The organism is Luteibacter sp. RCC_6_2 (genome assembly GCF_041360655.1).
Classification (GTDB): domain Bacteria; phylum Pseudomonadota; class Gammaproteobacteria; order Xanthomonadales; family Rhodanobacteraceae; genus Luteibacter.
Map to the genome: position 1 here is coordinate 89,023 of NZ_JBFUPQ010000006.1, position 14,739 is coordinate 103,761.

Here is a 14,739-nt window from a genome sequence, read left to right on the forward strand (position 1 = left end):
GCCCAGGTGGCGGAATTGGTAGACGCACTAGTTTCAGGTACTAGCGGGTAAAACCGTGGAGGTTCGAGTCCTCTCTTGGGCACCAATTATAGACGAAGCCCCGCAGCGATGCGGGGCTTCGTTGTTTCCGGGGTTCAGAAACGATGCGCGATGTTTTCGGCGCCTCTCAAGAACCGGCAGCCTCTCTCACCAAAAGCACGGTCTTGCCGCGCCGCGCACGGCTTTCCGCTTCCTCGAACGCCTTGCGCGCATCGGATAACGGATAGGTGCGATCGATCTGCACGGCGATGCGGCCATCGGCCACCCGCGCGACGATCTCGGCCAACTGCGCCGGATCGGGTTTGACGATGAACCAGTGAGCCTCGATCCCCAGGGCCGCGGCGCGTTCCGGCGATGGCGCGTCTTCCGCCTCGCCGGAGATCGTGACCAGCCGGCCGCCCCGGCCGAGGAACGACCAGCTCCGTTCGAGCAAGTCATGACCCACCGTGTCGAATACGACATCCACCGGCCCCGCGACATCCTCGAAACGTTCCGACGCCGTATCGATCGCATGGTCGGCACCAAGCTTCCTGCAAAGTGCCACGGCGTCGTGGCCGCGCGCGGTGGCGACCACGCGCGCACCGGCGTCCTTCGCTATCTGGATCGCGAACGTACCCACCGCCCCCGCACCACCATGGATGAGTACCGTTTCGCCTTTCTTCAAACGGGCGAAGTCGAACAGCGCCTGCCATGCCGTCAGCGCGCCGATGGGAAGCGTGCACGCATCGACGGCGCTCACGTTGTCGGGCAGGTGTGTCATTTCACCGGGCAGCACGCTGGCCTGTTCCGCCGCCGCGCCGTTGCGCCAGAAGTCGATCAGGCCCACCACCCTGTCTCCCGTCGAAAAACCAGATGTGGCCGATCCGGTAACAGCGACGCGGCCGGCGAATTCGTGACCGATGATGACGGGTGATGCACGCTGCGACCCGTCAGGCAGGGGCAGTGTTCCGTTCGTCGCCCACGTCGGCTCCGCGAACGTGAGGCCCACCGCTTCCACGTCGACCACGATGCGATCGTCCTGCGGCACCGGTGCATCCGTGTCGCCCACGCTGACCGAAAGGTCGCCGCTTCGGGGGTTGGTGATCCAAGCCGCTTTCATGATGTGCCTCGCTTGCCCGCATCGGCAGGCGGCTCCACGTCACCTGACGAGGCCCCGCGTCGTCGCCGCAACTCCGTGACCGGCAGTCCATGCCAACCCCAGTTCTCCAGTTCGACCTCTTCGATGATGACGAAGGTGCTATCCATCGGCTTGCCCATCACCTCGAGCAGAAGCCGGCTGACGCCTTCGATGAGGGCCGCCTTCTGTTCGGGCGTCGTGCTCGTGGCGCCCGGCGCCGTACCCTCGCGTGTCACCTGGATCGTTACGATCGGCATCGTTTTCCCTCCTACCAGTGCCCGGCATGCTGTCCGCCATCGACGTGCAGGGTTTCTCCCGTCACGAAGTGCGCGCGTTCGAGATAGAGGATAGCCTCGACGACGTCCTCGATCTCGCCGAGGCGCCCCATTGGGTGGAGTCCCGCAAGGAAATCCAGTGTTTCCGGTGCATGCATGGGCGTGCGGACGACGCCCGGCGCGACGGCGTTCACACGCACGCCCTTCTTCGCGTACTCGATAGCCAGCGAACGCGTGATCGCGTCCAGCCCGCCTTTCGTCAGCGAGGCGAGCCCGGCCGCGACTTCAACCAACGGCTGGTCGACCAGGGTGGTGGTGATCTGGACGATGTGCCCGTAACCCTGCATGAGCATCTGCTGGGCGACGAACTGGGTGACGTGGAAAAAGCCGCCCAGGTTCACGTCGACGGTCTGGCGGAAGTCTTCTTCCGTGTATTCGATAAAGGGCTTGCCAACGAAGATGCCCGCGTTGTTGACGAGCGTGTCGATGCGGCCGAAACGCTCGACCGCCGTCGTGGCGACTTCGGCCGCCACGTTGCGGTCGCCTATATCGCCGGCGACCGTGACCACCTCTTCCCGGTCGGATGGCCGGATGTTCCGGGAATTCGCGATCACCGCGTAACCGAGGCCGCGATAGGCATTCACGATGCCGGCACCGATGCCTTGCGAGGCCCCCGTGACGATGGCGACTTTCCTGTTCATGGTCCGGACCTCTTCGAAGCGCGAACCCCCTCAGCCTAGCGCGGCCTCCCGCCCCGCCGATTGGCGAAACCTGTGGCGGCGGGGTCCGTTCGCGCAAGCGGCGGGGAATTCCCCGCCGCCGGACGGCTTTCGCCTCTACAGCCCCTGCCGAAGCACTTCGACGCGCCAGCGCTGGTCGTCGCTGACCCTTACGAACGAAGCCCATTCCGGACCGATTTCCACCGGTCGACTGCCCAGCGGCGCAGGCTGGACATCGATGCCCGGACGCGGTGAATTGGGATAGTTCGTCCACGGTTCGAGGGGAGAACCATAAGGATTCACCGGATAATCCTGGAAGCGTCCCGCCGGTGCGTGATAACGCACCGCACCGCCTTCGACATAGAGACGGTAGTTGCCGTGGTCCACCAGCGAGTGGAGGCGATCGGCCCGCCATTGCCATTGCTTCTCGTAGGTGATGTTTTCGCAGGTATCCGTGATCACGCTCCGGGTGGTGGGCTGTACGGACAGGCAGCGGAGCGAGCCCCGGTTGACGTAGCGGCTGGACGCATCCAATCCCCACATCTGTCGCCGGTCGGCCGCGTTGCAGGTGGCCAGGCCCACGCTACCCTGGTTGTCGCGCAGGCAAGCACCCGAACCGGTGCCACTGCGGATCAGTACCGTGATCTCCGCGGAAAGGTACGGGTCGGACATGTCCAGCACGAAGTCGGCGAGCACGGACCGTGTATCCACACCCTTCTCGTGGCGGATATCGGTACGCTGCCACCACCACTCTTTCCGGTCGAGGTCGTAGCCTCCGGAGACGGTCACCTTGGCCATGCCCTCGTAGTCGCCGGGGAGCTTCCATTCCGATAGCGTGTTGAAGGCCGCCGCACGCATCATGGGCGTCATCTTTTCCTCGGTCAGCTGGGGCATGCCGGCACCCCAACGCTTGATGAGGACATTCTCCAATTTTGGCGCGATCAAGGCTTCCCATGACACCGACCCGGGTCCACTGGGAGCGGCCAGCATCGAGTAATCGTGAAACGTCATGCTGAGGCTCGTTTGCCACTTGTGCTCATAACCGAAGGAAAGGTTGAACGGGACCTTCGAAGCGAGCACGTCGTCGGGCTTGCCTGTCGAACTCAGCTCCGTGCCGGTGGAACCGCCGACGGTGAAACCGCGACTTTCCGTGTCGACCTGCGTGTATTCGGTGCGGCCGTCCGTCACGGGAAAATGATCCATGTAGGTCGGCGTGGCACCATCCATGACCAAGCTGTGCTGAAGGCGGTATTTCAACGGCAGGTAGGCCCCCCACAGGTTCTTCCCAGTCCGGCCGCCATCGACGATACCCGCGCGTTTCGGCTTGATCGAAACCTTCGATGTGAGGGTGACGAGCTTGGCATCGGTCGAGCGGGTACGGCTACGCATCACGTCGATGCCGGTCACGCCCAGTATCTCGCCCGAGGAATCGACGAAGTTGACGTCGAAATGTCGCGCGGGCAGCACCGCCGCACCCTCGACCGCGTCCAGCGCCGACAAGCGGTACTGTCCGCCCTCGACCGGATCGGGCCGCTGCGACACACGGGTCATCATCGCCGACAGAAGATCCGCCACGTCCGCCACCTGCCCTTCCGGCGCGGCGAATACCTCCACCCCTCCATCCGCGTTCCGGCGGAACAAGGCGTCACCGCCGGTCGGTGCGATACCGAACAGCGGCGTGACCAGGGAAGGAGTCGCTGGCGCCTGCTCGTCGCGCTGCAACAGGACGGGGACGCCAGCATCGAACAATCGCTTCAACGACGCGGCCTGGTCCCCGGCGAGTGGAAGGACATCCGTGCCCAGGATGGCCAGGACGTCGCCGGGCGGCAGGGACGACAACCAGTCGATATCGTCCGGTAGAAGGCCGGCGGCGGACATCGTCGCCGCGCTCCGGTTGTCCGGCCGCGAAGGGCCCGCTGGCGAACCGAAAACCAGCAACGTGGCTGGCGGTGACAAGGCGACACTTCCGCCCGTGTCCTTGGTGGCGGAGGTGGCAAGCCGGTTCGAGACCTTCGTCAGGTCGGATGCGACCGAGGGAAACGTCAGGCCGAAACCGATGGCCAACGTGAGGGAACGGATAGCAAGAGTGGGGATTCTCATGGGGGACCTCCTTGTGCGTAGTCCGGTTTCGACGTTAGTCCCGTCTGGCGGCCGTCCAGTGAGAGCATTCTCACTCCAGGCCACCCGACCAACAGGACGAAACGCGCACTTACCCACCGTTGTCTCCACGATGAGCGAAGATGGCGACACGGCTACGCCGCGACGGCAGGCACTTCCGTGCGAATCGCCGCCGAAACCGACAGGAACACCGGGCACCGCCTACGCCGGCCCGGGATGCCTGCCCGTTTCCTCCCGGCCTCATCCACGGCAGCCCCTCTTCCGGCCCTCCACCCCTGTATAATCGGCCAGGTAATGCACGGTGGGAGAAGCGGAAGGACCCGCTGCCGAAGGCGCAACGCCCGTAATCGCTCAGGCCCCAAAACCACCGCGCGGTCATCACTCTGGAGAGACCGGTTCGATCCGGCGCCGAAGGTGCAAGAGGCTTCCGCCTCCAAACTCTCAGGCAAAAGGACAGAGGGGCGCCCCACGTGCCGGCACGGCGCGTTATTTCGGATGCCTCCAAGCCCATGAGCCATAAAACCTCTCCTTCGCTGCGCGACCTCGAGAACCACGGCGCCTTCATCGAGCGCCACATCGGCCCCAACGACACCGAGATCACCGAGATGCTGCGCGTGGTCGGCCACGACACGCTCGACACGCTCACCGACGCCATCGTCCCCGGCTCGATCAAATCTCCCGCTCCGCTCGCCCTGCCCGCCGCGGTCACCGAGGAAGAGGCGCTGGCGAAGATCCGCGCGATCGCCGACCGCAACACCGTCTTCCGCAGCTTCATCGGCCAGGGCTACTACGGCACGCTCACGCCGAACGTGATCCTGCGCAACGTGCTGGAGAACCCGGCGTGGTACACGGCGTACACGCCGTACCAGGCGGAAATCTCGCAGGGCCGCATGGAGGCCCTGATCAACTTCCAGACGATGGTCGCCGACCTCACCGGCATGGACATCTCGAACGCGTCCCTGCTCGACGAAGGCACCGCCGCGGCCGAGGCCATGGCGCTGGCCAAGCGCTCGGCCAAGTCGAAGTCGAACGTGTTCTTCGTGTCCAGGGACGTGCATCCGCAGACGCTCGAAGTGCTGCGCACCCGTGCCGACGGCATCGGCATCGAACTGCACGTGGGCGACGACAGCGAAGGCGCCACGGTGGACAGCTTCGGCGTGCTGCTGCAGTACCCGAACACCTTCGGCCGCATCAACGACTACAAGGCCCTGGCCGACGCGACGCACGCGCGTGGCGGCGTCGTCTGCGTCGCCACCGACCTGCTCGCGCTCACCCTGATCGCCGCGCCGGGCAGCTGGGGCGCGGACATCGTGGTGGGCAACACGCAGCGCTTCGGCGTGCCCTATGGCTTTGGTGGCCCGCACGCGGCCTACCTCGCCTGCCGCGACGCCTATAAGCGCTCGATGCCGGGCCGCCTGATCGGCGTCTCCGTGGATACCGAGGGCAAGCCGGCCTACCGTCTCACCTTGCAGACGCGCGAGCAGCACATCCGTCGCGAGAAGGCCACGTCCAACATCTGCACCGCGCAGGTGCTGCTCGCCGTGATGGCCAGCATGTACGCCGTGTACCACGGTCCGGAGGGCCTGGTCCGCATCGCGCGCCGCACGCACCGCCTCGCGGCGATCCTCGCCGTCGCGTTGCGCAAGGCCGGTGTCGCCGTCGGCGACGACTTCTTCGACACGCTGCACATCACCGGCGTGGACGCCAAGGCGATCCACGCGAAGGCCACGGCCGCGGGCATCAACCTGCGCGCCATCGACGCGTCGAGCGTCGGCATCAGCCTCGACGAGACCACCACGCGTGCCGATGTCGTCGCGCTCGCCGGTGTCTTCGGCGCCAGCCTCGGCGACATCGACGCGCTCGACGCCGAAGTCCACGACGCCCTGCCGAAGGCCCTGCTGCGTGACGTCGACTTCCTCCAGCATCCGGTCTTCAATACGCACCACAGCGAACACGAACTGCTGCGTTACCTGCGTGGCCTGGCCGACAAGGATCTCGCGCTCGACCGCACGATGATCCCGCTGGGCTCGTGCACCATGAAGCTCAACGCCACCGCCGAGATGATCCCGGTGACGTGGCCCGAGTTCGCGAACATCCATCCGCTGGCCCCGGCCGACCAGGCGCAGGGCTACAAGCAGCTGATCGACGAACTGGAAGCGATGCTGGTGGAATGTACCGGCTACGATGCCGTCAGCCTGCAGCCGAACTCCGGTGCGCAAGGCGAATACGCCGGCCTGCTCGCCATCCGCGCCTACCATCGCTCGCGCGGTGAAGGCCATCGCGACATCTGCCTCATTCCGGAATCGGCACACGGCACCAATCCGGCGTCGGCCCAGATGTGCGGCATGACCGTCGTGGTCACCCGCTGCGACGCGAACGGCAACGTCGACGTCGACGACATCCGCGAGAAGGCCGAGAAGTACGCCGACCGCCTCGCCGCGATCATGATCACCTACCCCTCCACGCACGGCGTGTTCGAGGAAGACGTGGTCGCCATCTGCGAAGCCGTGCACAAGCATGGTGGCCAGGTCTACACCGACGGCGCCAACATGAACGCCCTGGTCGGCGTGGCCAAGCCGGGCAAGTGGGGTTCGGACGTCTCGCACCTCAACCTGCACAAGACCTTCTGCATCCCCCACGGCGGTGGCGGCCCGGGCGTCGGCCCGTGCGCGGTCAAGTCGCATCTCGCCCCGTTCCTTCCGCGCGCCTTCGGCGGCGAGGGTGATGTCGGCATGGTCAGCGCGGCCACGTTCGGTTCCGCGTCGATCCTTCCGATCTCCTGGATGTACATCACGCTGATGGGCACGGAAGGCCTGCGCAAGGCGACCCAGGTGGCCCTGCTCAACGCCAACTACATCGCCAAGCGCCTCGCGCCGCACTTCAAGACGCTGTACACGGGCCGCAACGGCCTGGTGGCGCACGAGTGCATCCTCGACCTGCGCCCGCTCAAGGACGCCACCGGCGTCGGTGCGGAAGACGTCGCCAAGCGCCTGATCGACTTCGGTTTCCATGCCCCGACCCTGAGCTTCCCGGTGGCCGGCACCTTGATGGTGGAGCCGACCGAAAGCGAATCCCAGCACGAGCTCGACCGCTTCATCGACGCCATGATCCAGATCCGCGACGAGATCCGCGCGGTGGAGGACGGGCGCCTGGACCGCGAGGACAATCCCCTGCGCAACGCCCCGCACACGGCCACCATGGTCACGGGCAGCGAGTGGACCCACGCCTATCCGCGGGAACTTGCGGCCTTCCCGCTGCCGTCGCTGAAGCTGTCGAAGTACTGGCCGCCGGTGTCGCGCGTGGACAACGTCTATGGTGACAAGAACGTGATGTGCGCCTGCATCCCGATCGACGCGTACAAGGAAGACGTGGAGGCGTGAAACCGCCTCCTTGGGGAGCCGGCTTTGCCCTAAACTGCGCTCCTGGCGCCGCCCGGTTCGGGCGGCGCGATCTTCCAAGGTGAACACATGACCCAGGAAACGCCGCGCGACGATAGCCTGCTAGGCCTGCTGAGGGGTGTCGAGGACTTCAGCCACAAGGTCTTCCCCGAACGACAGCACCTGTTCGACGAACTGGCCGAAGGCCAGAGCCCGCATACCCTGTTCATCACCTGCGCCGATTCCCGCGTGGTGCCGGAGATGATCACACAGACCCAGCCCGGCGAACTCTTCGTCTGCCGCAACATCGGCAACATCGTGCCCGGTTATGGCGAGATGCTCGGTGGCGTGTCCGCCGTGGTCGAATTCGCCGTGATGGTGCTCGGCGTGCGCCACATCGTGATTTGCGGCCACACCGATTGCGGCGCCATGAAGGGCCTGCTCAACCCGGAATCCACGAAGGACCTGCCCACGGTCGAGGCATGGCTGCGCAATGCGCAGGCGGCCAAGAGCGCCGTCTTCGCGCGCAAGCTCGAAGGCGCCGACGCCATGCTGGCGCTGATCGAGGAAAACGTACGCCTGCAGCTCACCCACGTGCGCACGCACCCGGCGGTGGCCGCTGCCATGGCCAACGATGCGATCACGCTGCAAGGCTGGGTCTACGACATCGGCGACGGCACCATCTCGATACTCGACGAGGCGGCCAACCGCTTCCTCCCCCTGTCCGAAGCGATCAAGCGAGAGCACGGCGCGTGATCCTCCCGGGGCGGGCCCATCTCGGGCACATCCTGCGTTACGTCGGACGGCCGCTCATCTGGCTGCTGGCCTGGGATATCGCAGTCACCGCCCTGTGGTATTTCATGCACCCTCGCTGGACGGCGGAATTCCCCGCCCTGCCCCTCACCCTCCTCGGCTCCGCCGTGGCGGTCTACCTCAGCTTCCGCAACACCACCGCCTATGCGCGCTGGTGGGAGGCGCGGACGCTCTGGGGTGCGATGGTCAATGCCTCGCGGACACTGGGCCGCGAGGCGGTCACGTTGCTTGCCGACCGGACGGCCGCCGAGACCGTGGTGCACCGGCAGATCGCCTATGTGCACGCGCTGCGCCTGCACCTGCGCCGGCAAGCCCCATGGGATGAACTGGGCGCACGTCTTCCGGCCGAGGAAGTCGTCGCGTTGCGCGGTGTCGCCAACGTGCCGAACGCCATCCACGCGCGCACGGCGGCATTGATCGGCGAAGCGCGTCCCGAGCCCATCCTGCTCGCGGCCATCGCACGCACCTTGTCCGATATTTCCAATGCGCAAGGCGGCATGGAACGGATCAAGAACACGCCGTTGCCGCAGCAGTACGCCACGTATCCAGCCATCTTCACGCACGGATTCTGCCTGCTCCTTCCGCTGGGGCTGGTCGAGACACTGGGCCTGTATACGCCGCTCGGTTCCACCGTCGCCGGCTTCCTGTTCCTGGCCCTCCTGCAGATCGGCAACGACATGCAGAACCCCTTCGAGAACCTCGAAGACGACGTGCCGCTGACGACCCTCACTCGGGGCATCGAGATCGACCTGCGCGACTCCCTCGGCGAAGCGCATGGCCTGGAACCGGTGAAGCCGGTCGACGGCATCCTCTGGTAAATCGCCTCGAAGCATGACCGTTGGCACGGGACAACCGTGCCGCCGAGCGATTTCAATCGAGATAAATCCCGGCTTCACGGAGGTCCTCCCTTGCGCGCCTTTCGTCCGATCGTCCTCGCCGCCGCCCTTGTGCCCGCCTTGGCCGGCGCCGCTTCCGGGCCAGCCGCCCTGGTGAACCCGCTGATCGGCACCACGAACGGAGGGAATGTCTTCCCGGGTGCGGTGGTTCCGTTCGGCATGCTGCAGTTCAGTCCGGAAGCCTCGCCCCTGCCGGGAAAGAAGGCGCCCATCGCGGCACCCGGCGGCTACGAATATCGCGCCGATGCCATCCGTGGCTTCAGCCTCACCAATGTCGAAGGCTGGGGTTGCGCGGGTGGCTCGGGCGACGTACCGATCATGCCGGTGACGGACGAGATCACCGTGTCCCCGTCGACGGACTTCCGCCATGCGTACGCATCGAAGTTCTCGCACGCGAACGAAACGGCGAAGGCCGGCCACTACCATGTGGCGCTCGATAACGGCGTCGCCGTGGACCTGACCGCCGCACTGCATTCGGGCGCGGCGCGCTTCGCCTTCCCCGCCGGCAAGCCGGCGAACGTACTGGTACGCGCTTCCGATTCCGAAGCCGGCTCCGAGAAGGCGAGCGTCACCGTCGACAAGGCCGCAACGCGCGTCACGGGCGAAGTGACCAGCGGCAACTTCTGTGGCTACATCAACGAGGCCGACCGGCGCAGCTACTACACGCTCTACTTCGTCGCCGAATTCGACCAGCCGTTCGCCTACACCGGCACCTGGCAAGACACGGGCGTGCAGAAGGGTGGCATGCACGCGGAAGGCGGTACCGGCTACGGCGAAAAGGGGTTCCCGGCAACGGGCAAGGGCTCCGGCGCATGGGTCGGGTTCGCCAAGGGAGCCGGCGCGGTGAACGTTCGCGTCGGCATCTCGTACGTCAGCCTCGCCAATGCGCAGGCCAACCTCGATGCCGAGAATCCGAAGGGCACGACGTTCGAAGCCCTGCGCGACAAGGCCGTCGACGCCTGGAACGCCCGGCTCTCGCATATCGACATCGAAGGCGGTACGCCGGACCAGCGCACGGTGTTCTACACCGCGCTGTATCACGCACTGATGCATCCCAATGTCTTCAGCGACGTCAACGGCGAGTACCGCGGCTTCGACAACGCGGTGCATCGCGTCACCGGCAGCCAGAAGGCGCAGTACGCCAACTTCTCCGGCTGGGATGTCTACCGCTCGCAGTTGCCGCTGGTGGCGTGGCTGGAACCGAAGACCGCGAGCGACATCGCGCAGAGCCTCTATAACCAGGCGCGGCAGAATAACGGCGTGTGGGATCGCTGGACGCACAACAACGGCGGCACGCATGTGATGAACGGCGATCCGTCCGCCGCGGCGATCGCGGGCATGTACGCCTTTGGCGCACGCGACTTCGACGTCAAGGGCGCACTCGCTTCACTGGTGCACGCCGCTGACAACCCGACCGCTCTCGATACCTCGCACGACGGCTGCGAAGTCGAGTGCGTGGGCCAACGCCCCGGGCTCGATGCCTGGTTGAAGCTGCACTACATCCCGGTCGGCGCACCCGCCTGGGGACCTGCCGCCGATACGCTGGAAACCGTCGCCGCCGAATTCGGCATCAGCGCGCTCGCCGGGCGCCTCGGCGACACCGCCACCGCCGCCCGCTTCCTCGAACGCGCGCAGTACTGGCGCAACCTGTTCGATCCGAAGGCGACACCGGAAGGCGGCTACATTCGCAACCGCAACGCCGATGGCAGTTGGGCACTGGTGAAGGACGACGACAAGGAAGCTCCGCACGCGTTCACACCGTCCACGGAAGACGGCTTCGTCGAAGGCAGCGCCGCGCAGTACGTGTGGATGGTGCCCTTCAACGTCGGTGGCCTGTTCGACGCCATGGGTGGCCGGGACAAGGCGCGCAAGCGGCTCGACGCCTTTTTCTACCAACCCGACGGCAGCTTCGCCGTGACCAAGTCGGGGCCGCTGCACGCCGAGCTGGATAACGAGCCGTCCATCGGCACGCCCTGGCTCTACAACTACGCCGGACAGCCGTGGAAGACGCAGGAACTCGTCCGCCGCGTGCTCGACACGATCTGGCTCAATGCGCCCAATGGCATTCCCGGCAACGACGATCTCGGCGAGATGTCCTCCTGGTATGTGTTCGCCGCGCTCGGCGTGTATCCATCGATTCCGGGCCGTGCGGAAATGGTGATAGGCAGCCCGCTGTTCACTCGTGCCGTCGTGCATCGTGAGAACGGCGACGTGACGATCGACGCGCCGGACGCAGGCATGGGCAAACCGTATGTCACCGCGCTCAAAGTGAATGGCAAATCGTCCACCCGTGCATGGCTCCCGGAGTCGTTCGCGCTGAAGGGCGGCAAACTGGAATTCGACCTGTCGGACAAACCGAACATCTCATGGGCGACAAAGCCCGAGGACGCTCCACCCTCCTTCGACAAACACTGACCCCCTGTTTGCAGGAGCCGCTTCATTTTGTGGGAGCCGCTTCAGCGGCGATGGGTGCTTGCGGCAAGCTCGCCCGCTGCCGCGGGATCGCCGCTGAAGCGGCTCCCACAACCGCGGCTCCCACAACCGCGGGGCTCCCACAACCGCGGTTTCCCACAACTGCAGCTTCTGCAACTGAAGCAGCTCCACACAGGAGGCCGCATCTCAAGTCGAGGTGCGGGCTCTTCGGTTAGAGCTCGCCCCGCCGCAGGCGCAACGCATTACCCACCACCGACACCGAACTCAAACTCATCGCCAGCGCGGCGATCATCGGCGACAACGTCACCCCAAGCAGCGGATACAACACGCCCGCCGCCACCGGCACGCCCACGGCGTTGTAGATGAACGCGAAGAACAGGTTTTGCCGGATGTTCTTCACGGTCGCTTCCGACAAGGCCCTCGCCCTCGCGATACCGGCGAGGTCGCCTTTCAGCAGCGTTACCGAGGCGCTCTGGATCGCGATGTCGCTGCCGTTGCCCATGCCGATGCCGATGTCCGCGGCGGCCAGCGCGGGTGCGTCGTTCACGCCGTCGCCCGCCATCGCCACCTTCGAGCCCTTCGCCTTGAGCGCGGAAACGAGATGGGCCTTGTCCTCCGGCGACGCACCCGCATGCACCTCGTCGATCGGCAATGACGAGGCGACGGCTTTCGCCGTGACCTCGTTGTCGCCGGTCAACATCACCAGTCGTACGCCCGCCGCATGCAAGGCATCCAGTGCGGGCTTCGTCGAGGGCTTGACCGCATCGGCAAGCGACAGCAGTGCTGCCAGACGGCCGTCGACGGCGAGGAACATCACCGTGGCGCCTTTCGCACGGGCCTTCGCGGCCGCTTCGTGCGCGGCACTGGCATCCACGCGTTCGTCTTCCATCAAGCGCGCGTTGCCGATCGCGACATCGTGGCCGTTCACACGTCCACTCACACCGCGGCCCACCGCCACCTGGAATCCGGAAACCGCGGGGATCTCCAACCCTTCGCCTTCGGCGGCGGCGACGATCGCGGCCGCCAGCGGGTGCTCGCTGGGACGTTCCAGCGCCGCCGCAAGAGCCAGTGCCTCCGCGCGATCGGGGCCGAAGCTGCGCAGTTCGGTCAACACCGGCTTGCCTTCCGTCAGCGTGCCGGTCTTGTCGAACACCAGCGTGTCGATCTCGCGCAAGGTCTCGATCGCCGCGGCGTCACGGAACAGCACGCCCGCCTGGGCTCCGCGGCCACTGGCCACCATGATCGACATCGGTGTCGCCAGGCCCAGGGCGCAGGGACACGCGATGATAAGCACCGATACCGCCGCCACCAGCGCATGCGCCAGTGAAGGCTGTGGACCCACGGCCCACCAGACGGCGAAGGCGAGCACCGCGACGATCACTACCGTGGGCACGAACCACGCGGCGACCTTGTCGGCGACGCGCTGCAAGGGTGCGCGCGAACGCTGCGCCTCGGCCACCATCGCGACGATGCGCGAAAGCACCGTGTCCGCCCCTACATGATCCACCCGGATCGTCAATGCACCGTGCTGGTTCTGCGTGCCGGCGGTGACCTTGTCGTGCACGCGTTTCGCCACCGGCATCGCTTCACCAGTGAGCATGGATTCGTCGACATGGCTCTCACCATCCACCACGCTGCCGTCCGCCGGAACCTTTTCGCCCGGCCGCACGCGAACCTTGTCGCCGACACGCAGGGTGTCCAGAGGGACGTCTTGCTCGCGGCCATCGTCGGCCACCCGGCGGGCGGTTTTCGGTACCAGGCCGAGCAAGCCACGCAAGGCTTCTCCGGTCTGCCGGCGTGCGCGAAGTTCCAGGAAATCGCCCAGTGTCACCAGCGTGACGATCACCGCGGCCGATTCGAAGTACACGTCCACCATGCCGTGCGCATTGCGCATGGCGGGCGGAAACAGCGATGGAAAGAGGAAGGCGACTGCGCTGTACAGCCACGCCACGCCCGTTCCCAGCGCGATCAACGTGTACATGTTCGGCGACCACGGCATGAGCGAACGCCAACCGCGAGCGAAGAACGGCGCGCCGCCCCACAACACCACCACGGTCGCCAGCAAGGCTTCGCCCCAGCGCGCCAACGACGACCAGGGCTCGGGCCACATCGTGCCGAAGAGGTGTGGCCCCATCGCGACGAGGAACACGGGAACCGTCAAGGCCACCAGCAACGCCAGGCGGCGGCCGAGAGAACGGACTTCACCGTCGTCCTCGTCCAGCGTCGGCATCGCCGGTTCCAACGCCATGCCGCACTTCGGGCAGGAACCCGGGCCGACCTGGCGTATCTCCGGATGCATCGGGCAGGTGTAGATGGTGCCCGCTGGCGTCGCCGGTTCGGGCTCCTTCGGGCCAAGGTACTTGCCCGGCTCGGCAATGAACCGCTCGCGGCACCGCGCGCCGCAGAAGTGATAATCATGGCCTTCATGTGTGGCGTGGTGCGGCGTGGTCGCCGGGTCCACCGTCATGCCGCACACCGGGTCCTTCACCGGGCCGGCCTGGCTGCCGGCGTCGTGTCCACAGCAGCCGCGGCTCATGCGTTCGGCTCCGCCAGCGCCTTGAGGATCGGGCAATCCTCCGGCGCGCCATGCCCCGGACAGGCCTCCACCAGCTCGGCCAGGCCATCGCGCACACGCTGCAGTTCCGCGATGCGCTCGTCGATCGCCTGCAAGCGCGCCGCGGCGCGTTCGCGCACCCCTTCCACGCCGCCGTGCCGGTCAGCCGACAGGGCCAGCAATTCGCGGATTTCTTCCAGGGTGAAACCCAGGTCCTTGGCCCGGCGGATGAAGCGTAGCCGCGAGACGGCGCTCTGGTCGTACTCGCGATATCCCGAGGGCCGGCGCCGGGGTTCGGGCAGGAGCCCTTCCCGCTCGTAGAACCGGATGGTGTCGATGGCGACGCCCGCGCTTTGCGCGATGCGGCCGATGGTGAGGGCGGTTTGAGTGTTCATGGG

10 protein-coding genes, 1 tRNA gene and 1 riboswitch are annotated in these 14,739 nt (G+C 66.2%); of the genes, 5 read left to right on the forward strand and 6 right to left on the reverse strand.

Translation table 11 applies throughout. The annotated features are described in order from the left end of the window. Positions 1 to 85 (forward strand) — tRNA-Leu (locus AB6730_RS08130). Positions 86 to 166: 81 nt separating this feature from the next. Here AB6730_RS08130 and AB6730_RS08135 read toward each other — a convergent pair. The 4 genes from AB6730_RS08135 to AB6730_RS08150 all read right to left on the reverse strand — a co-directional run bounded on the left by AB6730_RS08135 (position 167) and on the right by AB6730_RS08150 (position 4,250). Further along, on the reverse strand, positions 167 to 1,138 hold the full coding sequence (locus AB6730_RS08135) for an NADP-dependent oxidoreductase (protein WP_371023146.1): 972 nt from the start codon (positions 1,136 to 1,138) through the stop codon (positions 167 to 169). Then, on the reverse strand, positions 1,135 to 1,413 hold the full coding sequence (locus tag AB6730_RS08140) for a 4-oxalocrotonate tautomerase family protein (RefSeq protein ID WP_371023147.1): 279 nt from the start codon (positions 1,411 to 1,413) through the stop codon (positions 1,135 to 1,137). The genes AB6730_RS08135 and AB6730_RS08140 overlap by 4 nt, the downstream gene beginning before the upstream one ends. Positions 1,414 to 1,424: 11 nt before the next feature. Continuing rightward, on the reverse strand, positions 1,425 to 2,132 hold the full coding sequence (locus AB6730_RS08145; RefSeq protein ID WP_371023148.1) for an SDR family NAD(P)-dependent oxidoreductase: 708 nt from the start codon (positions 2,130 to 2,132) through the stop codon (positions 1,425 to 1,427). Positions 2,133 to 2,267: 135 nt separating this feature from the next. Next, complete coding sequence (locus tag AB6730_RS08150) at positions 2,268 to 4,250, reverse strand: hypothetical protein (protein WP_371023149.1); 1,983 nt, start codon at positions 4,248 to 4,250, stop codon at positions 2,268 to 2,270. Positions 4,251 to 4,641: 391 nt separating this feature from the next. Beyond that, a riboswitch (glycine riboswitch) is annotated at positions 4,642 to 4,735 on the forward strand. Positions 4,736 to 4,777: 42 nt separating this feature from the next. On the opposite strand from AB6730_RS08150, the gene gcvP reads away from it, so the two are divergent. The 4 genes from gcvP (at position 4,778) to AB6730_RS08170 (ending at position 11,769) form a co-directional block, all read left to right on the forward strand. Continuing rightward, entirely contained in the window at positions 4,778 to 7,648 is a 2,871-nt protein-coding gene (gene gcvP, locus AB6730_RS08155; protein ID WP_371023150.1) for an aminomethyl-transferring glycine dehydrogenase, read from the forward strand. Positions 7,649 to 7,735: 87 nt separating this feature from the next. Beyond that, positions 7,736 to 8,401: a carbonic anhydrase gene (locus AB6730_RS08160; protein ID WP_371023151.1), complete on the forward strand. Its 666-nt coding sequence runs from the start codon at positions 7,736 to 7,738 to the stop codon at positions 8,399 to 8,401. Next, positions 8,398 to 9,276: a bestrophin family protein gene (locus tag AB6730_RS08165; protein ID WP_371023152.1), complete on the forward strand. Its 879-nt coding sequence runs from the start codon at positions 8,398 to 8,400 to the stop codon at positions 9,274 to 9,276. Before AB6730_RS08160 ends, AB6730_RS08165 begins: the two co-directional genes overlap by 4 nt. A gap of 90 nt (positions 9,277 to 9,366) precedes the next feature. Continuing rightward, a complete protein-coding gene (locus tag AB6730_RS08170; protein ID WP_371023153.1) occupies positions 9,367 to 11,769 on the forward strand; it encodes a GH92 family glycosyl hydrolase in 2,403 nt (800 codons plus the stop codon). Between the two features lie 229 nt (positions 11,770 to 11,998). On the opposite strand, the gene AB6730_RS08175 is transcribed toward AB6730_RS08170, so the two are convergent. Together AB6730_RS08175 and AB6730_RS08180 are read right to left on the reverse strand one after the other, a co-directional pair. Next, positions 11,999 to 14,323, reverse strand: coding sequence for a heavy metal translocating P-type ATPase (locus AB6730_RS08175; RefSeq protein WP_371023154.1), 2,325 nt, complete (start codon positions 14,321 to 14,323; stop codon positions 11,999 to 12,001). Then, complete coding sequence (locus AB6730_RS08180; RefSeq protein WP_306850553.1) at positions 14,320 to 14,736, reverse strand: heavy metal-responsive transcriptional regulator; 417 nt, start codon at positions 14,734 to 14,736, stop codon at positions 14,320 to 14,322. Before AB6730_RS08180 ends, AB6730_RS08175 begins: the two co-directional genes overlap by 4 nt. Positions 14,737 to 14,739: the final 3 nt, after the last annotated feature.